Here is a 20363-nt window from a genome sequence, read left to right as displayed (position 1 = left end):
CGAACCCGCCGTGACCGCGCGGGATACCGGACTCGCCCGCGGTGCCGGATCATCGCCGCCGCGGGCGGCGAGGATTCCGCGGCGCGAGAGTCGCGGTAGCCCGGCGCCGGTCGGCCCGTAGCCCCGGCCACGGGAGCCCGCCGGCGGATTCCCCGTCGGACTGGACACATGCACGGAGTGCTGTCCATACGATGGGGTCGTCGCGTCGCGGAAGGCGTGGCGCGCCGATGACCGACGGAGGTCGAAGTGAAGGTCCATCTACAGGTCACCGGAGCGCCACGGCGGGTCGCGACCGACGCGCGGGAGCTGGCCGAGACCGGGGCCGACGGCCTGTTCACCTTCGAGGGCCCACACGACGTGTTCTTCCCCCTCGTCGTCGCCGCCGGCACGACGTCGCTGGAGCTGATGACGAACGTGGCGATCGCCGGGCCGCGCAGCCCGATGCACCTGGCACACGCGGCCTACGACCTGCAGGTCTACAGCGAGGGACGGTTCCGGCTGGGGTTGGGCTCACAGATCCGCGCCCACATCGAAAAGCGCTACGGCAGCACTTGGGGCGCGCCCGCGGAACGTACCGCGGAGAGCGTGACGGCGGTGCGGGCGATTTTCGCCGCGTGGGAAGGCCGGGCGCCGTTGAACTTCCGCGGCAAGTACTACACGCACACTCTGCTACCGCCCACGTTCGACCCCGGACCGAATCCCTTCGGTCCGCCGCCGGTGCTGATGGGCGCGCTCGGACCGGTGATGACCCGCAAGGCCGCCGAGGTCGCCGACGGGCTGCTGGTGATGCCGTTCAACAGCGAGCGTCACTTCACCGAGCGCACCCTGCCCGCCGTCGCCGAGGGCCTGCGCCGGTCCGGCCGGACCCCGGAGGGGTTCCCGGTGATCGCGCAGGTGATGGTCGCACTCGGCCGCACCGAGGAAGCGCTGACCGCCGCGATGGACGGGGTGGGCTCCCTGATCGCGTTCTACGGGTCCACCCCGGCCTATCGTCCCGTGCTCGAGGTCGAGGGCTGGGCACAGTCGCACTCCAGGCTCAACGCGTTGTCCAAGACGGGCGGGTTCGCCGAGATGCGGGCGCTGGTGACCGACGAGATGGTGCGCACGATCGGGGTAGCGGGCACACCGGAAGAGTGCGCCGCGCAGATCCGCACCCGCTTCGGCGCCGGAATCGAGGAGGTGTGCTGCTATTTCCCGGGCTACGCGCCGAACGCGGCGGATGTGGCCGATCTGGTCGAAGCCCTGCACGACCGGAAGGACTGACACGCGCCCGTTGCCGGACCTGCCGCAAGTCATCGCCGGTGTATGCGATGTCGATCCCAGCTCCCGGGAGCTCATCGAACACTTCGCAGGCCAAATAGCCCTCCTGGCCCGGCATATCGGGCTTGGGCGCCACTTGAACCGGGGCTGTCACCCTGCGGCACCCGCTGCCGCGGCGGTCGGGTACCTCGCGCTGAGGCGATTCGGGAAGGTGGGTGCAGTCGGAGGGGATCGAGCGCACCCACCCTCGCGCCTCGGCGTCGGCTGAGCAGCGGGCACGGCCGACGCGGGCGGCGCCGGGACTGACCGACGGAGACGAATGCGAAAACCCCCGGAAACCCCGACCCGAGACCGACCTTAACGCCGCCGGTCCGGCGATGGCATGAAATACCGCAATTCGCCGTTCCTGAAACGGATTTCAGGTGACTTCAGGCTGCCTTAAGCCGCTGCCTGCGAAGGTGATCCACATCTTCGGATCACAACTCGCATAGGAGGTTTCAGGATGAAAGCCACTGTTCGCCGGGCACTGTCCGGTCGGCGCGGGCTCCTCGCAGGCGCCGCTGTCGCCGCTGTCCTCGTCGGTGGGCCCGTGGCGCTGTACGCCGCCACCGATGATCAGGCGCCCGGCAGGCACCGCGTCGCCGCGTATCTGTCCGATCACGACTGGGAACTCACCGCGGCTCCCGCGATCGGCAGGCAGCAAGCCGTCGACAAGGCGCTGCAAGCGGTGCCCGGTAGCACCGTGGTTTCCGCCGAACTCGACGCCGAGGGGGCGACGACGGTGTGGGAGGTCGAACTCCGCACGCCTGACGGCATCGAGCACGAGGTGACGATCGACGCGACCAGCGGGGCCGTCCTCGGCACGGTGAAACAGGACTGACGGCAGCACAGCGAAGGACAAGGTTCCCCAGACATGGTTTTGCGCAAGATCGCCACGGTATCGACGCTCGCAGTCACGATTGCCTGCGTCTCGGCCGGACATGCCGTCGCCGCGGCTCCGGATGCCGGCGCGGAAGTGGTCAACTACACCGCCACCACCTCCGCCGAGGGCGTGGTCGTCCAGATCGACTCGGGCTCCTTGCAGGCCGAGAACGGGGTATTCGCGATCGAGGCGACCGACGGCACGCTACTGGCGGGCACGCCCCTGGAGTTTCGTGTCGACGATTTCGTCTTCCCGATCGCGGCCGACATCAGTGGCCGGACCGCCACGCTCACACCACTGTTCGACCTCGAGCACGCGGCATACCGGCCCGTCGCCCTTCCATTCGAGGACTCGGCACACTGGAGGACGCCGTACGAGCGCGAAGTCGCGGCCTTCACCCGGCTGAAGGACACCATCGCGACGGGCGCCGCGATCGGCACCGTCGTCGGCGGCCTCGGCGGCGGCCTCGTCGGCTGTGTGCTCGGCGGCATCGCGGGGGCCACGGTCGCGGCCGCGACGATCGTGGGTATGTTCGGTCCGTTCATTCCGGCCGCCGCCGTCGGCTGTCTGGGCGGCATCCTGGCAGTCGGCGCGCTGGGCACGCTCGCCGGCCAACTCTTCATCACCGCGCCCGTCGCCGTCGCCGCCCTCGTCCAGTACTTCACTACGGTCAATCAGCCGTTCGTCCCCCCGGCCAAGTAGGTCCCCGGCTGGACTCGCCCTCGAATCTCGTGCCGCGCCAGGTCGAACTGCCGGGACCTGGCACCTCGGGCCGTTTCGCCGCTCGAAGACAGGGCAGCTATGAGATATGAGCACACGACGCGCTACGCCCGGCGGCGCGGGCGCGGGTTCAGCTACCGCACCGTGCAAGATGAACCCGTCGACGACGCGACACTGGAGCGCATTCGCGGGCTGGTGATCCCGCCGGCCTGGCGGAAGGTGTGGATCTGCCCGCACGAGAACGGGCATATCCAGCTCCCGACCACGGACGGCGAGCGCCGATCGAACCGGCGTCCGGGCCGGCCGAGGGGAAATGTCGCACGTCCCGCGGATCCGTTACCGGCGAACACCGTGCATCTCCGATCCCGCGATCGGCAATGGATCACCTCCACCGGAGGCACCAGGCGAGATGAGGCGGCGAAGTGCCGAAACACAAGCTGCGCAGTCGGTTTCCCCATTTTTCCTCGCGCTCATTCCACCGAAGCAGCAACATCGCAGCCATCGACGGCCGATACTGAGGGGGTAGCCCGTCCACACCTCGTGGTGATTCCTACGAGCCGATCTGGTAAGCGACGCTCCGAGAATCGACAGGATCCGGCGATGCCCAAGATCAAGAATTTGAATCCGCTCCCGATGGCAGATATCGGCGGCTCGGATCTCTTCATCCCCTTCCGCATGCCCAGCGGCGAGATCGGATACGTCCTCGGCGACACGTTCTCCGGCAGTGAACCGAGAGTCGGAGGCCCGAATTGGCGTTCGCCGATGCTGTTGCGCAGCGGTACGCACGATATGTCCTGGCCGATCGAATTCCGGTCGGCGGCGCGGGACGCTCGGCAACTCTGGGATTACGTGCACGACAATCCGGTGTACTCCACGATCCTGCCCTGCGACGCGATAACGATCGGCGGCCGAATCTATCTGTGGGTGATGGTCACCCAGGGATTGGCGAACGAGCGATGGTGTGAGATCCGTTATTCCGACGACAACGCGGAGAGCTGGACCGATACCGGGGTCCGGTGGTCGACCAGTGCCTATGGCGGCAAACGCACCATGATCTCCTGGGAACGCGGCGGCGACGGCTTCGTCTACATCATCTCCACCGGCGGGCTCGCGCGGAACAAGAACATGCTGTTGTGGCGAGTTCGCGAAACCCATGCCGCGCTGGTCGACCCGGCGGCCTGGCAGGGCTGGGGCTGGAACGGGCAGGACTGGGGCTGGGGCCGGGATCCGGGCAGCGACCCGCGCTTCGGGATCCTGGCCGACGGCACGAAGCTCGGCGAGATCGGATTACGGCGGATCCAGGGGAATTGGGTGATGTCCGGGTTCGACGCCGGGGCCTACGGCGCGTTTGTCAAGGTCGCCGCGAGGATCACGGACAATTGGCGCACGGCCTTGACCTATCGTCCGGTGAAAGGGTCTTTCTGGGCGCCGGGCGGCCCGGATATCGTGCCGCGGCTCTACGGATGTTATGTCCATCCGGACAGCAGATTCGACGGCGCGTTCGGGATGATCGTGAGCGAATGGGCGGAATCCGGTAACCCGTACCGGGGCATGCAATTCCGGATATACGGAGTGCGGCCCGCCGTTCCCATTCAATTCGCGGCGCGCACCGTCAGCCGGGAACTCGGCGGTTCGTCCCGCGCAGCGGATTGGCCACCGGGAACGTGATCGCGGGCAGCGTCACCGACATCCGCACGGTCGTGCCCGATTCCGAATGGTCGATATCGAGTTCCTCGGTGAGCGCGCGCATCATGTCGATGCCGCGGCCACGATAGCCGGGATCGGATGCGCGCGGCTTCCAACTGCCGGTGTCGGTGACCACGATGACGACGGTGTCGATGTCGCAGGTGGCCGACATCCGCACCCGGCCTGCGTCGTTGTTGTTGCGGTAGGCGTGCTCGATGCTGTTGCTGCACGCCTCGTTCGTCGCGGCGACCAGGTCGGCGGCCAAGTCGTGCGGCACCGCCGCCGCGGCCAGCCACCCCTTCAGCGTGCGCCGCAGCACCGCGAGCTCATCCGCGCGCGCGGGCACGTCCAGCCGCAGCGGCGCGGGCGGCTGGCGGTAGACCACCATGGCGACGTCGTCGTCGTACCCCGCGGCGGGCCGCAGGCGAGAGAGCACCGCGTCGGCCACCTCGCGGGGTAGGCGCCCCGAGGTGTCGGCGAGCACCGCGGCGATCTTGGCGAACCCTTCGTCGATGTCCACGCCGCGCTGTTCGACCAAGCCATCGGTGAACAGCACCAAGGTGGAGCCGGGCGTCAGCGCCGTGGTGGCCTCCGGCCGGCGCGGCGTATCGAACGTCGCCAGCGGCACCGCGCGCCCGCCTTCCAGCATCCGGCCGGTCTTGCCCACGTCGGCGAGGATCGGTGGCATGTGACCGGCGTTGCTGTAGCGGACCAGTCCGCGCACCGGATCCAGCACGGCGGCGCACACCGTGGTGCACATGGCGCCCGGGATGCGCGCGGCGACGGTGTCGAGTTCGGCGAGCAACTGGGCCGGTCCCGCGCCGCGCAGCAGCAGCGCACGGGCAGCGGTCCGCAATTGGCCCATCACCACCGCGGCCGACAGGCCACGCCCGACGCAGTCGCCGACCACCACGCCGATGGTGCCGTCGCGCAGCGGCACCACGTCGTACCAGTCGCCGCCGATCTCCAGCGGCGGCAGAGCGGGCTCGTAGTGCACCGAGAATCGCGGCGGCAGATCGATCGGGCCGAGCATGGCGCGCTGAAGGGTCAGGGAGGTGGCGCGGGCCTGGTCGAAGTTGCGCGCCCGCTGGACCGCGAGACTGAGATGGCCGATCAACAGGGAGAACAGCGTCCAGTCCGCGGCGCTGATCGCCCGGGGCGCGGCGAAGCGAAGCCACATCGCCGCGTCGCCGGTCTCGCCGAGCGGCGCGACGATGCCCTCGGAGCTCTCCGCCCCTTCCGGAATGGCCAGCAGGCTGCGCGGCGGCCTGCGCCTGGCCCGATCCAGCAGTGCGCGCGACCGGTCGTCGAGGGACGCGGCGCCGTCGTGCGACGCGCCGTCGGCGCCCACACCGGAGACGTACACCTCCGGTGCGGCGTTGCGGCTCGGCCACACGGCCACCACGGCGGTCTCCGCGCCCACCGTCCGGCGCACCTCGTCGAGCCCGACGGCGAGCACCTCGACCACACTGGTGGCCGCGCCGACTGCGGTGGCGAGCCGGGATGCGGCCTGGTCGCGCGCTTGCGCGTCGTGTTCGGCGGTGATGTCGCGCAACGTGCCGACGAAGATCCGCTCGTGGTCCTCCGGTTTGATCAGCGCGCTGGTGCTCACCGCGAGCCACACGTTCCGGCCGTCGCGGTGGCGGATCGGGATGACGAAGCGCTGCGCCTCGGTACCGAGATCGGGGTAGCGCGGCCCCTCCGGACTCGACCACGGATGCGGCAGCGCGTAGGGGACGCCGTCTGCGCCGTAGCCGGTCAAGGCGCCGAAAGCGGTGTTGACCTCGATAATGGTGCCCTGCGCGTCGGCGACGAAGAAGCCGTCCTGCAGCGATTCCACCAGGGCGGTCCGGAACGCGTCGCGTCCGGCGAGATCGTCGGCGCGGGAACGCTGCTGCTCGTAGCGGCGGGTGCCGTCGAGGTAGCCGCGGGTGGCGATGTCCAGCGGAACGAGGGTCTGCAAGAGGAATTCCAGTGCGGTCTCCGGCAGGCGGGCCCCGGACTCGGCCCCCTCGGCGGAACTGTCCTTCTGTCGCTGTTGCTCCACGTCCTGGACCACCCGGAAGTGGTTCTCGGTGAGATCGAGCAGGCTGATGCCTTCGACCAGGGCGCGCCTGCCCAGTTCGTACCCCTCGGCGAGGCCGGCTTGGGTTTGCGAATCCATGTGCCGCCGTAGCGCGTCGGCGTAGGCGTCCAGGAAGTCGGCCAGCAGGGCGCTCATCTGGCCGCCCCTGCCGCACCTCGATGCCGTGCCGCGAGCACCAGCGCGTCGTCGGTGTCCTTGGCGTGCCGGGCGAGCATGTCGGCGGTGATATCGGCGGTGGACTTGGAAAGGTCGATGTCGGCGGCTTCGGTGACGATGCCGTCGGTGGACATCAGCAGCAGGTCACCGGGGCGGACCGCGACGGTCTGCGGCTGAAGGGTCGCCGGAAGGCGATAGCCGACGATGCCCGCGGTCAGCAGGACGGTCGCGTGCACCCGCAGGCCCGCGGGACCCGCGGTCAGCACCTGGGATTCGACGTTGCCGACGCCCAGCCAGCGCACCGTGTCACCCTCATCGAACAGGGCCAGCGAGATCGCCGCCCCCCGGGTGTCGGCCATCGCTCGGTGGCACAGCACCATCAGCACGTCCAACGGTTCGGCACGGTTCTCCGACAGCACTCGGGTGGCGCGATCGGCCGCGTCCGCCGCGGCGGCGCCGTGCCCGAGCCCGTCGAGGACCGCGAACAGAACGGTGCCGCCGCCGGTGTCCAGAATGACGCCGCGGTCACCGGAGACCTGTTGACCGGGCAGTGCGCGACCGGCCACCGCCCACTCGATCCGGCCGATGAACCCGTCGTCATGCACCGTTCGGTACCCACTTCCACATTTCCACCAGCGTGCCGCGACCCGGCGCCGAATCCACGGTCAGCCGGTCCATCAACCGCCGAGCGCCGGGAAGGCCGAGTCCGAGCCCGCGTCCGGTGGAGTAGCCGTCCTCCAGAGCTCGGGTGATGTCGATGATTCCGGGCCCCTGATCCTCGGCCTGCACCACCAGGGCTTGACGACCCTCCCGGTCGTCGACGAGCAAGCGGATCTCCCCGCTGCCCGCGTAACTGGTGATGTTGCGGGCGATTTCGGAGATCGCCGTGGAGATCATCGTGCGGTCGGTCAGGGTGAATCCGAGCTTTGCTGCCAGTTCGCGTCCGGCTTGACGTGCGGTCACGATGTCCCCGGACACCCTGACCGCGATCACCACGTTCTCAGCGGCCACTGTCACGACCGTCTCGCTGGCGACGGGCTGGGATCTTTCGGTCCAACCAGGCGAGTCCCTCTTCCAGATCGAGGGCGGTGTGCATGTCCTCGAAGGTTAGTCCGAGTTGCACCATGGCGAACGCGACTTCGGGCTGCAGACCGACGATCACCGTTTCGGCGCCGCGCAGCTGCGTCATGTGCGCGATGGTACGCAACGATCTCGCGGCGAACGAATCCATCACGTCGATGGCGGTGACATCGACGATGATGCCGTGCGCCCGATATTTGCTGACCTGTTTCATCAGGTCGTCCTGCAGGCGCTCGGTATCGGCATCGGTCAGTGCGGACTGAACCGAAGCGATGAGGTACGTACCCTGTTTGAGAATCGGAACCGGCATGGGGGCGCCTGATCAGCGGCCGTCGCGTTCGGTAACCCGTTCGGTGACGCGGGAAACCTCGTAGCCCAACAGCCGTTCCGCTTCTTCGATGCCTCCCTGCAGGTCGCCGACCGCGTTCATCTTCGACAGGTCCAGACCGATGGTGACCAGGGTGAGCGCGATCTCCGAGGACAAACCGGTGATGATCACGTTCGCGCCCATCAGGCCGGACGCGTCGACGGTCTGCACCAAGTGGTTGGCCACGGTGGAGTCGATCTGGGGCACACCGGTGATATCGATGACGACCACTTTCGCCCGGTTGGCGCGGATGGCGCGCAGCAGCTGCTCGGTGAGCTGGCGGGCCCGCTGGCTGTCCAGCACGCCGATGATGGGAAGGATCAGCAACTGCTCACGCACCTGCAGCACCGGCGTGGACAGCTCGCGGATGGCTTCCTGCTGCTGGCGGATGACGCGCTCGCGCTCCTGGACGAAGGACACGGTCACGGTGTTGGCGATGCGGTTGGCGGCCGGTTCGTAGGCATCGAGCACCTTGTTCAGGAGTTCGAAGTCCGACTGATACTTCTCGAACAGGCTGCGTGCGAGCACGTCGCGCAGCAGCAGCACGATGCCGATGACCTCGTCGGTCTCGACGCCTCTCGGGATGATGCGTTCGGACAGGTCGCGCGCGTAGGCCTGCAGCGCCTCCACGCTACCGGTCTCGAGCACGTCGACATAGCCGTCGTAGATCGAGGTCGCCTCGGAGAAGATCTCCTCCGGGGTCATGGCGGTGAGCAGCTGGGCGTCGGCGATGCGGCGAGCCCACTCTTCACGCAGCGCGGTGCGGTTCTGTCGCAGGTGCTCGACGAGCTGCGGCAGCAATTGGTCGATCGGTCCCGCGGTCAGGGAATCCGCCGAAAGGCTCATGGACACCTCGGACATGGAAACTCCTGCCCCTTTCGACGGTTGAGTCGGGAAGTTCGTGCATTCGGCGCTAGCCGATTCCGAGCCTAGTCATACCCCACCCGAGTCACCCGCGAAACCTGCCGGTTGTTCGCCTGATGTTCGAGCGCGGCGGACCTTACGGCACCGTAGCGAACCCGCGTTCCAGCGCTGCGAGCGCCTCGTCCAAATACACCGTGAGGTCGGCGTCCGCGCGGGCGAGCCAAGCGTCGAAGGCGGCGCGCGCCGCCGCGAGTGTGGTGCGTCCGACGGCGAGTGGGATGAGCCCGTCCTCGGGTTCGCCCAAGCGCCCCGCGGCGAAGGCGCTGACGGTGCGCTCCCAGGCGTCGTAGTGCGCTCCCGCGGTGGCCGACAGGGCGGGGATGGTGGCTACCAGTTGCATGCGGGTGCGTAGTTCGGGGACGTCCTCGGCGCGATATTGGTTGGCGCTCACCACGACTCGGCGCACGGCCGTCATCATCGGAACGTCGTCGGGCACCGTCGCGAACGCGGCGCGTAAGGAGGCGACCTCGTCGTCGAACTGGTACCAGAGCACTTCGGCCTTGGTGGGGAAGTATCGGAAGAAGGTGCGTCCGCTGATGCCGGCGGCGGCGGCGATCTGTTCGACGGTGGTCTCGTCGAAGCCCTGTTCGGTGAACAGCCGCATCGCGATGACCTCGAGTTCGCGTTTGGTGGTGCCCCGTGGGCGGCCGCGCGCGGCCCGGTTCTCCAGCATCGTCTGATTGTGCTCGGCCGCCTCGGTCCTTGATTATGTCAGTCACTGACGATAATCTCGCGGCATGTTGGCGGATCTCACCTGGCCCGAGGCGGGCGCGCGCGCCACGGCGGGCGCGATCCTGGCCGTCGCGGTCGGCGCGACCGAGCAGCACGGCCCGCATCTGCCGCTGTCCACCGACACCGACGTCGCCGCCGCGTTGTGCGCGCGGCTGGCCGCGGCGCGGACCGACGTGCTCGTCGGACCGGCGATCCCATACGGCGCCAGCGGCGAGCACGCGGGTTTTCCCGGCACGCTGTCGATCGGGCAGGTGGCACTGGAACTGCTGGTCGTCGAGCTGTGCCGCTCGGCGACCGACACCTTCGACCGGATTCTGCTGGTCAACTGGCACGGCGGCAACATCGAACCATTGCGCCGGGCGAAGGATCTGCTGCGCACCGAGTCCCGCGACGTGCGCGTATACCTGCCGCGCTTCGACGGCGACCCGCACGCGGGCCGGTCGGAGACGGCGCTGCAACTGGCCCTGGCGCCCGAGCGCGTGCGCGGCGACCGTGCGGTGGCGGGGGACACCCGGCCGCTGACCGAACTGCTGCCGCTGCTGCGCACCGGCGGAGTGCGCGCGGTGAGCGCCAACGGTGTGCTCGGCGACCCAGCGGGTGCGACCGCCGCCGAGGGCGCGGCCCTGCTCGAGCACCTGAGTACCGATCTGCTCGACCGAACCCGGCTCTGGTGGCCGGAGAACTCCCCGGAAAGGACCGGAACATGAATCCGTGGTTCGAGACCGTCGCCGAAGCGCAGCGGCGGGCGAAGAAGCGTCTGCCGAAATCGGTGTACGGCGCGTTGATCGCAGGCTCCGAGCGCGGCCAGACCATCGAGGACAATCAGCGGGCCTTCGCCGAACTGGGTTTCGCGCCGCACGTGGCCGGGCCGATCGGCGAGCGCGATCAGTCCACGACGGTACTGGGGCAGCAGCTTTCGATGCCGGTGCTGATCTCGCCGACGGGCGTGCAGGCGGTGCACCCCGACGGTGAGGTCGCCGTCGCCAGGGCGGCGGCGGCGCGGGGCATCGCGATGGGCTTGAGCTCGTTCGCCAGCAAGCCGATCGAAGAGGTGATCGCGGCCAATCCGGCCACGTTCTTCCAGTTGTACTGGTGCGGCGGCAAGGACGAGATCCTGCAGCGGATGGACCGGGCGAAGCGGGCCGGGGCGGTCGGGTTGATCCTGACGCTGGACTGGTCGTTCTCGCACGGGCGGGACTGGGGCAGCCCGGTCATCCCGGAGAAGCTGGACCTGCGCACGATGCTGAAGTTCGCGCCGCAGACCCTGGCGCGTCCGCGCTGGCTGGCGACCTATGCGCGGTCGGGCAGCATTCCGGACCTGACCGCGCCGAACATGGCCATCGGCGGCGCCGCGGCGCCGGGTTTCTTCGGCGCCTACGGTGAGTGGATGGGCACGCCCGCGCCGGATTGGTCCGATGTGCGGTGGATCTGCGAGCAGTGGGAGGGCCCGGTGCTGCTCAAGGGCGTCATGCGGGTCGACGACGCGCTGCGCGCGGTCGACGCGGGTGTGGCGGCGATCTCGGTGTCCAACCACGGCGGCAACAATCTCGACGGCACCCCGGCCGCGATCCGCGCGCTGCCGGTGCTGGCGGACGCGGTGGGCTCGCAGGTCGAGGTGCTGCTCGACGGCGGCATCCGGCGGGGCAGCGACGTGGTGAAGGCCGTTGCGCTGGGTGCGCGGGCGGTACTGATCGGGCGCGCCTACCTGTGGGGGCTGGCCGCCAACGGGCAGGCCGGTGTGGAGAACGTGCTGGACATCCTGCGCGGCGGCATCGATTCGGCGCTGCTGGGTCTGCGCAAGACGCGCGTCACCGAGCTGGATCGCTCGGACGTGGTGGTGCCCGCCGGTTTCGAGCGCGCGCTCGGGCTGCCCGAAACCACCGCCGCGGCAAGCGCTCCGGCCGATCACGCGACGACGGCGGGCACGCCCGCCTGAGCGGTCAGCTCTCTGCCGCCGATCGCCGGTGATGCGCGAGCAAGGTGTCGTAGATATCGGCCAAGGCGGCCAGTTGCTGGCGGTCGAGGATGTCGATCATGTGCCTGCGCACGCTCTGTACGTGCGCGGGCGCAGCGCCGGTCAGCACGTCGGCGCCGCGCGGCGTGAGCTTGGCGGCGGTGCGGCGGGCGTCGTCGGGGATCGGCTCGCGCACGACCAGCTCCCGCTTCTCCATCCGGGTGATCTGGTGGGAGAGCCTGCTCTGCGACCATTCGAGTGCGGCCGCGAGGTCGGCGAAGGTGAGCCGATGGTCCGGCGACTCGGCCAGATAGGCCAGCACCGAGTACTCGACGTAGGTGAGGTCGGACTCCTTGGTGGAATCCCGCCCGACCGCCGCGGCGATGAGGTCGCGGGTGCGCACGAAACCCAACCAGGCGCGCATCTCGACGTCATCGAGCCAACGGGGATCGGTCACGATAGCGCTCCAAACTCTGATGTGTCTCGAGATCGTGGCGCGTCGCGACATGCGGCGCGCGAACGGTCTGCGCGCGTCCGGGCTCGGGCGCCCGGGCGCATTCTCACCAGACGAGAGGTAGCATCACCGGGGTTGAACGTGCAACCTTTTCGGGCAACTGTCCGAGATAGGGTTGCCTAACCGGCGGTGGGGTGCGCGGTGGTGGCTAGGCTCGCTGTGCTCGTGACCAGCCCGGCCGTTCATGGCATCCGGGCCCATGCAAAGGAGTGCGACTGGTGACCGCGCCGGACTTCCGCTATTCAGACCTGCTGCCCATCGGCGCGGACGACACCCCCTACCGGCTGCTCACCACCGAAGGCGTCAGTACGTTCGAGCACAACGGGCGCACCTTCCTGCAGGTGGAACCGGAGGCGCTGCGGCTGCTCACCGAAACCGCGATGCACGACATCAGTCACTTCCTGCGCCCGGCGCATCTGGGTCAGTTGCGCAAGATCATCGACGACCCCGAGTCGAGCGGCAATGATCGCTTCGTCGCGCTCGATCTGCTCAAGAACGTCAACATCTCCGCGGGCGGCATCCTGCCGATGTGCCAGGACACCGGCACCGCGATCGTGATGGGCAAGAAGTCCGAGGGCGTGCTGACCGGCGCCGACGACGCGGAATGGATCAGCCGAGGCGTGTTCGACGCCTACACCAAGCTGAATCTGCGTTACTCGCAGCTGGCGCCGATCACCATGTGGGACGAGAAGAACACCGGTTCCAACCTGCCCGCGCAGGTCGAGCTGTACTCCACCGCGGGCGATCCGGCGAACCCCGCCTACAAGTTCCTGTTCATGGCCAAGGGCGGTGGGTCGGCGAACAAGTCGTTCCTGTACCAGGAGACCAAGGCGATCCTGAACCCCACGCGGATGCTGGAGTTCCTCGATGAGAAGATCCGCTCGCTGGGCACCGCGGCCTGCCCGCCGTACCATCTCGCGGTCGTGATCGGCGGCACCAGCGCCGAGTTCGCCTTGAAGACGGCGAAATACGCGTCCGCGCACTACCTGGACAACCTGCCCACCGAGGGGTCGCTGTCCGCGCACGCCTTCCGCGATCTGGAACTGGAGGAGGAGGTCTTCAAGCTGACCCAGTCCTTCGGCATCGGCGCGCAGTTCGGCGGCAAGTACTTCTGCCACGACGTGCGCGTGGTGCGCCTGCCCCGGCACGGCGCCAGCTGCCCGGTCGCCATCGCGGTGTCCTGCTCGGCGGACCGGCAGGCGCTGGCCAAGATCACCGCCGAGGGCGTGTTCCTGGAACAGCTCGAGCGCGAGCCCGCGCAGTACCTGCCCGAACAGACCGATGCCATCCTGGGCGGGGATGTGGTGCGCATCGACCTGAACCGGCCGATGGACGAGATCCGCGCCGAATTGTCCAAATACCCGGTGAAGACCCGGCTTTCGCTGAGCGGTCCGCTGGTTGTCGCCCGCGACATCGCGCATGCCAAGATCAAGGAGCGGCTCGACGCGGGCGAGCCGATGCCGGACTACCTGCGCGACATGGCCGTTTACTACGCGGGCCCGGCCAAGACGCCGGAGGGTTACGCGTCCGGTTCCTTCGGCCCGACCACCGCGGGCCGGATGGACTCCTACGTCGACCAGTTCCAGGCCGCGGGCGGCTCGTTCGTCATGCTGGCCAAGGGCAACCGGTCCGCGCAGGTCACCAAGGCGTGCAAGGAACACGGCGGCTTCTACCTCGGTTCGATCGGCGGCCCGGCTGCCCGGCTGGCACTGGACTGCATCAAGTCGGTCGAGGTGCTCGAGTACCCCGAACTGGGCATGGAAGCCGTCTGGAAGATCGAGGTCGAAGACTTCCCGGCGTTCATCGTCGTCGACGACAAGGGCAACGACTTCTTCGCCGAGACGCAGAAGCCGATCGCGCTGCGCGTGCGCACCCGCTCGAAAGAGCGCGTCTGACTTCTCCCTCTCGACCCGAATGCGGCAGGCCGCGGACACGCCGATGTCCTGCCGATCACCGGGTTCTCGGCATCGCCGCAGCGGGCACGCTTAGCGAAGTACACCGTTGATTCCGGCACCGATGCAGGTCGAGGAGAGCTATGAGCACGTCCAGACCAGTACCGACGGCGTTGTGTATCACCGAGTCGGCCGCCCTCCGGTTGGCCGATCGCGCTGCCCGAGAGGGAACCAGCTGTACCGCCCTGCTCGACCGGCTGATCCGGGAGGGCGTCGACCAACTCGAACACCCCGGAATCGTCTTCCGTGGTCCGCTCGACGATCGCCGCGCCGCGCTGGCCGCGGGTCCGGAGATCTGGGAAGTCGTTGCCCGCCTGCGCGAATTGGGCGGCCCCGCGGAACGCCGGATCGCTGTGCTCAGCGCGAAGTCGAATCTGGACACGAGCAAGATCAGGCTGGCGCTGGCGTACGCCCGGGCGCACGACGGCGAGATCCTGGAACGGATCGCGCGTAACAGTCAAGCGGCGGAGTCGATTCGCCGAGGAGTCGTGCGGATGGCCGCGCCGCCGTGGTATTCGGGCGCGCTGAACAGTCCGCCGCACGCGTGATCCGGCCGGAGTGTCCGAGGCACTCGGTCTCCACATAGCTGGGGAGGGAATGTGAAATTCCCGACAACTGGATATGACCCACCGATTCGCGGGCGGCTGACGACAGGAGTCGACAGCCGCCCGCACTGTGCTTGCGGCGCAGTGGTGTTCGCCGCGCGCGGGATGCCGGCGACCGCACGGAGTGGGTTGCCGGGTGAAGGAGTTCGGCACCGGCGGAGGCGCGACATACGGGCCGAAAGGGACGCATCGCTTCGCGAAAGTTCCTTTCCATGGCCGGAACTCGGCGACCCGTCGACCACAAGACGGCGCAAATCACTCGAAACTCCCACGGATTCCGGCAATTCGGGTGCGGTAGCGCTCGTCGAGCGAATGTGATCCACAACACTGGAATAGATTGTGGACAGTGAGTCTTCCAAGCCGGGCGAAATGTTTGCCAACTGAGGCTGATTGGGCGCATAACGGACATATCAGATTACTATTATCCCAAGGTGTGGAGTTTTCTGTGGAATTCGCTGAAAGTTGTCCACACGGCGGACATGCGCATGTGGAGCGATCTGGCACCGGGGAAGCTGGGTGTGTCGCGTATTCGCGACGAATGCCGACTCGCCGCGAAGAGGGGTTCTTGCCCGCGGGTGGGGAAGGTGTCGCTGACCCACCTCGGGTCGCGACCCTCGATGTGGTCGTCCCTGCCGCACGAAGCCATCCCGGCGATCGGGGCATACCCGGCATAGGTGACCGCAGGCGATAGCATCGGCGCATGGTGCTTGGGATCGCTGGGCGGAGTCGGATGCTGATGGGTCTATCGGTGGCGCTACCCGCGCTGGTCGCGACCGGTGCGCAGGCGGGGCAGGCACAGGCCGACACCGCCGTCATCGAGCAGCGAGGGTCGGTCGGGTCGGCGGCCGGGACCGACGGGCTCGATCCCCCGCTGGCGCTCGCGTACACCCTCGCCGAACACGAGGCGCACGCGCAGGGTGTGCCCCTGTCCATCACGTCCGGATATCGGACGCCCGCCGAGCAGCAGGCGCTGTGGGAGAACGGCGTGGCGACCTACGGTCCGGACAACGCGCGCCGGTGGGTGCTGCCGCCGGAGGAGTCCACCCACGTCTCCGGACAGGCCATCGACGTCGGTCCGCAGCAGGGTGCGCGGTGGCTCGAGATGAACGGCTACCGGTGGGGGCTGTGTCGGACGTTCGAGAACGAGTATTGGCACTTCGAGTTGCAAACCGTGCCCGGCACGCCGTGCCCGCCCATGCTGCCCGACGCGAGCGTGCGGTAATCGGCGAGGTTCACCATCGGCCACCGTGTCGGGCGAGGCTTCCCGCCGATGACGCCCGTCGCGAGAGCGCGCTGACATCACCGGCCGGCCGCACGTTAGACCATCGGGTCGGGGATAGCGGTGATCAGGCCTCCGTCGACGAGCAGGTCCTGCCCGTTGATATAGGACGCCTCGCCGGACGCGAGGAAGGCGACGGCGTCGGCCACGTTCTCGGCGGTGCCGACGCGCCCCGCCGCCACCGTGGCACTGATCGCGGCCTGCGCCTCGGCGGAGACGTTCGCGCGGAACGACGGCGTCGCGATGTAGCCGGGACTGACGGAGTTCACCCGGATGCCTCGCGGCGCCAGTTCGGCGGCGAGGCTGCGCGCCAAGTTGTGCACGGCCGCCTTGGTCGCCGAGTAGAGGGACGCTCCGGGGACCCCGCGATGCAGCGCCCAGGAGGCGTTGACGATGATCGCCCCGTGCTCCGCCACCAGGGGGAGGGTCTTCTGGATAGTGAAGAACACCCCTTTGAAGTTGGTGTCCACCACGCGGTCGAACTCGGCTTCGGTGATGGTCTCGGTCGGCTGGAACGCCGCGATGCCCGCGTTCGCGAACACGACGTCCAGCCGTCCGTGCCGTTGCGCCACGGCCGAGACCAGTGTGTCGAGATCACCGAGGTCGGCCGCGTCACCGGCCACCGCGAGAACGCGGTCGGCGTCATCGAGTTCCGCGGCCGCGGCGTCGAGGCGGCCCTTGTCGCGGCCGGTGATGACGACGTGCGCGCCTTCGGTGAGAAGGCGTCGTGCGGTGGCCAGGCCCATGCCGCTCGATCCACCGGTGATCAAGGCGATCTTGCCGTCGAATCGATCGATGCCGGCGCCCATGATAACCTCCCAGATATCATCTAATTGTACAAATACTCACGTACAGTTCGACTGTATGTCAACTGTCGCGCTAATCTGGTTCGCGTGATCGCGGCACACCCCGAGCGAGCGCAGATCCAGCTGACGAACGTGCTCACCGCCCTGGGCAATCCGCTGCGGCTGCGGGTGGTGCGGATACTGGCCGACGGCGGCGAGCACACCTGCGGCTCGGTGCTGCCGGACGTCGCCAAGTCGAACCTGACCCACCACTGGCGGGTGCTGCGCGATGCCGGCGTGATCTGGCAGCGGCCCTCCGGCCGGGAACTGCTGCTGTCCCTGCGTCGTGACGACCTGGACGCCCGCTTTCCCGGCCTGTTGGACACCTTGCTCGACGCCGCCCGCCGCGAAACAACGGTCTGATCGCCGCCGGACGCGCCGCCTCGCGGTGATGCCGGACAGCTAAGTCACCGGCGTGAGTTCCAGGCCGCCTTCGATCGTGGTGGGTACCCGGCGGCGATCGGGCGAGCCGAGCGCGGAGGTGAGGTCCGTTCCGTCGTGTTCGGCGAGCAGGTCGCCGCTGTCCCACACCAGCAGTGTCGCGCTGACGGTGTTCTCGGCCGCCGCGTGCGCCAAGTCGTAGTGCGCGCACGCCGGGACGTGCGGATAGGTGATCCACAGGTCGTAGCCGGTCATGAAGAGATCGAGGTCGAATTGCACACTCAACCCGAGCAATTCACTGCGGCCGTTGTCGTCGACGCCCGCGAACGCCTCGTCCAGTGCCAGCAGGCGCGGGGCCTGCGGGTCGGCCGAATCGAGCATGACGTGCGCCGCGGCGAACAGCGGCAGGTGCAACGACACCGACTGCTCCCCGCCCGAGAGCGCGCTGTGCCTGGCCACGGTGAGTTTGTCCTCGCTGCCGTCGGCGGAGATCAACGTGAAAGAGAACACCCGCCAGGTGCGGTAATCCAGCGTCGCGGCCAGGATCTCGGGGTAGGAGCGTTCCGGATGCGCGGCCCGCGCGGCCCGGATCTCGGCGGCGAAGTGGGCCCGGACCGCCGCCAGGTCCTCCGCCGTCAGCGCCGAGGCATCCCGGTCCAGCAGCTTGCACATCGCCCGCGCCGCGTCGGACAGGCTGTCGGCGAGTACCCAGTGCACGCCGATGGTGTTGCCCGAGGACATCCGCCGCTGCTTCATCTCCGCGCCCATCCTGGCGATGAGATCGCGTGCGTCGCTCGTGCGTTCGTGGATCTGCTGGGCCAGGCCGGTCAGCAAGGCATCCTCCAGGATGCGCCGCTCGGCGTCGGTCAGCAGAAGTTCCTGGTCACGGCGTGCGCCGTCGATGCGGGTGGCGAAGTCGGCCAGCGCGGAGACCCCGTGCTCGTCATGCACCTGGACGACGGTGAGGCCGTCGGCGGCGTCCCATTGCAGCCGGTAGTCGCGGCCCGAACCGGCGAGGGCGGCGTCGAATTCCTGCAACGCCGCGGTCACCGCCGTGCGCGTGGACTTGCGCGTCGCCTCGCCCGCACGCACCGACGCCGTCGCCGCGGTGAGGCTGTCGAACAGCGCGTCGACTTCGTCGGGCAGGACGCGCGGTGCTGCCTCCGGTCCCGCCGTCGAGATCCGGTACAGCAGTTGCTCGGGCGTCGACCACGCCGCGTCGCTGCTGGGCCAGCGGCCCTCGGGTGCCGCGCCGAGCAACCTCAGCAGATCCGGTTGGGCGTAGGGCGCGAGAGCTCGAACCTCCGCCAGCACCTCGGTGAGCGCGGTGGCGAGGGATTCGTGCGCGGTCCGGTAGGCGGCCTCGGCGTCGCCGACCGCCTCGATGGCCTGGTTGGCGGCCTTGCGGGCGGCTTTCTGCTCGGACTTGGTCGCCTCGATCCGCTGCCGGGCCTGTTCCAGTTCGCGGTCGATATCGGCCGCGCCCGCGCCGAGGGCATCGCGCAGGGTCTCCAGCTTGCGCAGTTGTTCCAGGTAGCCGGTGCGCGCGGCCTCGGCCTCTTCCGTGAACGCCTCGGCCAGGTCGGTGGCCTCGGTCAAGCGGTCGGCGGCCTCGCGTTCGCGCTCCCGTTCCCGTTCGTGGTCGCCGCGCAGCCGCAGCAGTCCCGTGCCGGTGTTCTCGAAGTGCCGGATGGCGGCGGCGAGGGCATCGATCTCGTGGGCGGTGCGCGGCGTGCGGTGGGTGGTGGCGGCGGCGCGCAGCTTCTTGTCCGCGGCGGACAGTTCCGCGATCGCTCGATCGAGATCTCGCTCGGCGTGGGCGGCCGCCTCCGCCCGTGATCGCAGCACGCCCGCGGCCTCGGATACCGCGCGCAAGGCCGTGGTCACCGTGGTCGGGCGCGGAAGCGCTTTGGCGGCGGCGGAGATTCGCGCGAGTTCGGCGGTGGCGGTGGCCTCCTGCTGTTCGGCGGCGCGCCGGTCCTCCTCCGCGGCCGCCACAGCTGCGGACAACTCCGCGGAGCGGAGCTCTCGGCGCCTGGCCCGCGCGGTGGCGCCGATGAATTCGGCGTCGGTCTTGCGATGCCTGCCGATCTGCACGCCTTGCCGGAACGCGCCGTCCGCTCCGATCGTCACCGGCCCGCTCGGCTCGCCCGCTCCCTCGTGCAGGGCGATGGAGGCGAGCACGTCGGCGACGACCTGGCGCGGCACCGTCAGGGTGTCGGAATCGTCCTCTATGACCAGCACGTCGGCGAGTGTGCGACCGTTCGGGCGCTCCGGCGCGGGCAGCGGAACCAGGAACTGATCGGAGTCGTAGTCCGGCGGCAGCTCGCCCTCCGGGCAGACCCAGGCATCCAGCAGGTTCGCGGCGTGCAGGGCGGCCTCGATGCCCGCCGCGGACTCGGGCGTCACGCCGTCCGCGAAGCGCACCAGCCGCCACAGCGCGGCGCCGGGCCGGTCGCCGGTCCGGCCGCAGCGGCCCGCGAATGCCGGTGGCGCGTCGTCTCGCCGGGCCGTCACCCGTTCGTGTTCGGCGCTGAGCTCACTGCCGCGCGCCGCGGCCGCGGCCACGCGGGCGCGTGCGTCCTGGCGGCGGCCGCGGATCTCCTCCAGCAGCGGCTCGGTGCGCTCGGTCAGCACCTCGCCGATGGTCGGCGCATCCGAACCGGCCTCGGCCAGAGCCGAGTTCAGCGCCTCGAAAAGACCGGCGCGCACCGGGGTATAGACCTCGTTGTGCTCGTCCCACCAGGCGCGCAACGCGGCCGCGGCCTCGGAGCGGGTCAACGCGACCTTCGCTTCGGCGTGCGCCACCTCTGCCGCGGCCGCGTCACGCAGCTCGTTCGCGCGCTCGGACAGCCGCTCGGCCCTGGTGCGTTCGGCGGCGGCGGTCTCCATCGCCCCCA

The 20363-nt window shown here is 69.0% G+C and carries 19 protein-coding genes and 1 pseudogene; 11 read left to right on the top strand and 9 right to left on the bottom strand.

Translation table 11 applies throughout. The annotated features are described in order from the left end of the window. Positions 1 to 246 precede the first annotated feature (246 nt). The 5 genes and pseudogenes from NA8_RS19645 to NA8_RS19630 all read left to right on the top strand — a co-directional run bounded on the left by NA8_RS19645 (position 247) and on the right by NA8_RS19630 (position 4570). Entirely contained in the window at positions 247 to 1263 is a 1017-nt protein-coding gene (locus tag NA8_RS19645; RefSeq protein ID WP_063051833.1) for a TIGR03617 family F420-dependent LLM class oxidoreductase, read from the top strand. 499 nt (positions 1264 to 1762) lie between these two features. Beyond that, on the top strand, positions 1763 to 2140 hold the full coding sequence (locus NA8_RS19640) for a PepSY domain-containing protein (RefSeq protein ID WP_063051832.1): 378 nt from the start codon (positions 1763 to 1765) through the stop codon (positions 2138 to 2140). Between the two features lie 33 nt (positions 2141 to 2173). After that, the gene (locus NA8_RS19635) at positions 2174 to 2884 is read left to right on the top strand and encodes a DUF8020 domain-containing protein (RefSeq protein WP_063051831.1); all 711 of its coding nucleotides are present in this window, start codon (positions 2174 to 2176) and stop codon (positions 2882 to 2884) included. Between the two features lie 99 nt (positions 2885 to 2983). Continuing rightward, positions 2984 to 3145 (top strand): annotated as a pseudogene (locus tag NA8_RS35780) (DNA topoisomerase IB-related protein); the annotation flags it as partial. Between the two features lie 357 nt (positions 3146 to 3502). Further along, on the top strand, positions 3503 to 4570 hold the full coding sequence (locus NA8_RS19630; protein WP_084466928.1) for a DUF4185 domain-containing protein: 1068 nt from the start codon (positions 3503 to 3505) through the stop codon (positions 4568 to 4570). Here NA8_RS19630 and NA8_RS19625 read toward each other — a convergent pair. From NA8_RS19625 to mftR, 6 genes are all read right to left on the bottom strand, one after another. Continuing rightward, positions 4515 to 6809: a SpoIIE family protein phosphatase gene (locus tag NA8_RS19625; protein WP_063051830.1), complete on the bottom strand. Its 2295-nt coding sequence runs from the start codon at positions 6807 to 6809 to the stop codon at positions 4515 to 4517. The two genes, NA8_RS19630 and NA8_RS19625, sit on opposite strands and share 56 nt — an antisense overlap. Next, positions 6806 to 7435: a SpoIIE family protein phosphatase gene (locus NA8_RS19620; protein ID WP_063051829.1), complete on the bottom strand. Its 630-nt coding sequence runs from the start codon at positions 7433 to 7435 to the stop codon at positions 6806 to 6808. Before NA8_RS19620 ends, NA8_RS19625 begins: the two co-directional genes overlap by 4 nt. After that, entirely contained in the window at positions 7428 to 7841 is a 414-nt protein-coding gene (locus tag NA8_RS19615; RefSeq protein ID WP_063051911.1) for an ATP-binding protein, read from the bottom strand. The genes NA8_RS19620 and NA8_RS19615 overlap by 8 nt, the downstream gene beginning before the upstream one ends. Then, a complete protein-coding gene (locus NA8_RS19610) occupies positions 7831 to 8220 on the bottom strand; it encodes an STAS domain-containing protein (RefSeq protein WP_039798459.1) in 390 nt (129 codons plus the stop codon). Before NA8_RS19610 ends, NA8_RS19615 begins: the two co-directional genes overlap by 11 nt. A 12-nt stretch (positions 8221 to 8232) precedes the next feature. Beyond that, positions 8233 to 9138, bottom strand: a complete 906-nt coding sequence (locus NA8_RS19605) for an STAS domain-containing protein (RefSeq protein ID WP_039798458.1) — start codon at positions 9136 to 9138, stop codon at positions 8233 to 8235. Between the two features lie 139 nt (positions 9139 to 9277). Continuing rightward, positions 9278 to 9874: a mycofactocin system transcriptional regulator MftR gene (mftR, locus tag NA8_RS19600; protein WP_063051828.1), complete on the bottom strand. Its 597-nt coding sequence runs from the start codon at positions 9872 to 9874 to the stop codon at positions 9278 to 9280. Between the two features lie 64 nt (positions 9875 to 9938). Between mftR and mftE the strand changes: the two genes are divergently transcribed. Together mftE and mftD are read left to right on the top strand one after the other, a co-directional pair. Beyond that, a complete protein-coding gene (mftE, locus tag NA8_RS19595; RefSeq protein WP_063051827.1) occupies positions 9939 to 10640 on the top strand; it encodes a mycofactocin biosynthesis peptidyl-dipeptidase MftE in 702 nt (233 codons plus the stop codon). Continuing rightward, positions 10637 to 11869 carry a pre-mycofactocin synthase MftD gene (gene mftD, locus NA8_RS19590; protein ID WP_063051826.1) on the top strand — a complete coding sequence of 411 codons (1233 nt, stop codon included), beginning with the start codon at positions 10637 to 10639 and terminating at the stop codon, positions 11867 to 11869. Before mftE ends, mftD begins: the two co-directional genes overlap by 4 nt. Before the next feature lie 4 nt (positions 11870 to 11873). Here mftD and NA8_RS19585 read toward each other — a convergent pair whose 3' ends face one another. Beyond that, a complete protein-coding gene (locus tag NA8_RS19585) occupies positions 11874 to 12344 on the bottom strand; it encodes a MarR family winged helix-turn-helix transcriptional regulator (protein ID WP_063051825.1) in 471 nt (156 codons plus the stop codon). 275 nt (positions 12345 to 12619) lie between these two features. Here NA8_RS19585 and NA8_RS19580 point away from each other — a divergent pair, with 275 nt between their 5' ends. From NA8_RS19580 to NA8_RS19565, 3 genes are all read left to right on the top strand, one after another. After that, the gene (locus tag NA8_RS19580) at positions 12620 to 14296 is read left to right on the top strand and encodes a fumarate hydratase (RefSeq protein ID WP_063051910.1); all 1677 of its coding nucleotides are present in this window, start codon (positions 12620 to 12622) and stop codon (positions 14294 to 14296) included. A gap of 140 nt (positions 14297 to 14436) precedes the next feature. Further along, the gene (locus NA8_RS19575) at positions 14437 to 14901 is read left to right on the top strand and encodes a hypothetical protein (RefSeq protein ID WP_218019484.1); all 465 of its coding nucleotides are present in this window, start codon (positions 14437 to 14439) and stop codon (positions 14899 to 14901) included. Between the two features lie 790 nt (positions 14902 to 15691). Continuing rightward, positions 15692 to 16180 carry a M15 family metallopeptidase gene (locus NA8_RS19565; RefSeq protein WP_439957406.1) on the top strand — a complete coding sequence of 163 codons (489 nt, stop codon included), beginning with the start codon at positions 15692 to 15694 and terminating at the stop codon, positions 16178 to 16180. A 95-nt stretch (positions 16181 to 16275) separates the two neighbouring features. On the opposite strand, the gene NA8_RS19560 is transcribed toward NA8_RS19565, so the two are convergent. Beyond that, positions 16276 to 17046 (bottom strand): SDR family NAD(P)-dependent oxidoreductase, encoded by a 771-nt coding sequence (locus NA8_RS19560; RefSeq protein ID WP_063051823.1) that lies wholly within the window; start codon positions 17044 to 17046, stop codon positions 16276 to 16278. A gap of 84 nt (positions 17047 to 17130) precedes the next feature. On the opposite strand from NA8_RS19560, the gene NA8_RS19555 reads away from it, so the two are divergent. Next, a complete protein-coding gene (locus tag NA8_RS19555; RefSeq protein ID WP_063051822.1) occupies positions 17131 to 17445 on the top strand; it encodes an ArsR/SmtB family transcription factor in 315 nt (104 codons plus the stop codon). Between the two features lie 39 nt (positions 17446 to 17484). On the opposite strand, the gene NA8_RS19550 is transcribed toward NA8_RS19555, so the two are convergent. Beyond that, the coding region (locus NA8_RS19550; protein ID WP_063051908.1) for an SbcC/MukB-like Walker B domain-containing protein at positions 17485 to 20363 on the bottom strand (2879 nt) is incomplete at its 5' end.

Source organism: Nocardia arthritidis NBRC 100137 (assembly GCF_001612765.1).
Taxonomy (GTDB): domain Bacteria; phylum Actinomycetota; class Actinomycetes; order Mycobacteriales; family Mycobacteriaceae; genus Nocardia; species Nocardia arthritidis.
Note: the sequence above shows the minus strand (reverse complement) of the source record. Positions and strands in the feature narration are given on the sequence as shown.

Excerpts from the sequence above, each read along its gene's own strand:
- NA8_RS19575 (WP_218019484.1), top strand. The coding sequence starts at position 14,437 with ATGAGCACGTCCAGACCAGTACCGACGGCGTTGTGTATCACCGAGTCG.
- mftE (WP_063051827.1), top strand. The coding sequence starts at position 9,939 with ATGTTGGCGGATCTCACCTGGCCCGAGGCGGGCGCGCGCGCCACGGCG.
- NA8_RS19560 (WP_063051823.1), bottom strand. The coding sequence starts at position 17,046 with ATGGGCGCCGGCATCGATCGATTCGACGGCAAGATCGCCTTGATCACC.
- mftD (WP_063051826.1), top strand. The coding sequence starts at position 10,637 with ATGAATCCGTGGTTCGAGACCGTCGCCGAAGCGCAGCGGCGGGCGAAG.
- NA8_RS19605 (WP_039798458.1), bottom strand. The coding sequence starts at position 9,138 with ATGTCCGAGGTGTCCATGAGCCTTTCGGCGGATTCCCTGACCGCGGGA.
- NA8_RS19625 (WP_063051830.1), bottom strand. The coding sequence starts at position 6,809 with ATGAGCGCCCTGCTGGCCGACTTCCTGGACGCCTACGCCGACGCGCTA.
- NA8_RS19630 (WP_084466928.1), top strand. The coding sequence starts at position 3,503 with ATGCCCAAGATCAAGAATTTGAATCCGCTCCCGATGGCAGATATCGGC.
- NA8_RS19640 (WP_063051832.1), top strand. The coding sequence starts at position 1,763 with ATGAAAGCCACTGTTCGCCGGGCACTGTCCGGTCGGCGCGGGCTCCTC.
- mftR (WP_063051828.1), bottom strand. The coding sequence starts at position 9,874 with ATGCTGGAGAACCGGGCCGCGCGCGGCCGCCCACGGGGCACCACCAAA.
- NA8_RS19610 (WP_039798459.1), bottom strand. The coding sequence starts at position 8,220 with ATGCCGGTTCCGATTCTCAAACAGGGTACGTACCTCATCGCTTCGGTT.
- NA8_RS19635 (WP_063051831.1), top strand. The coding sequence starts at position 2,174 with ATGGTTTTGCGCAAGATCGCCACGGTATCGACGCTCGCAGTCACGATT.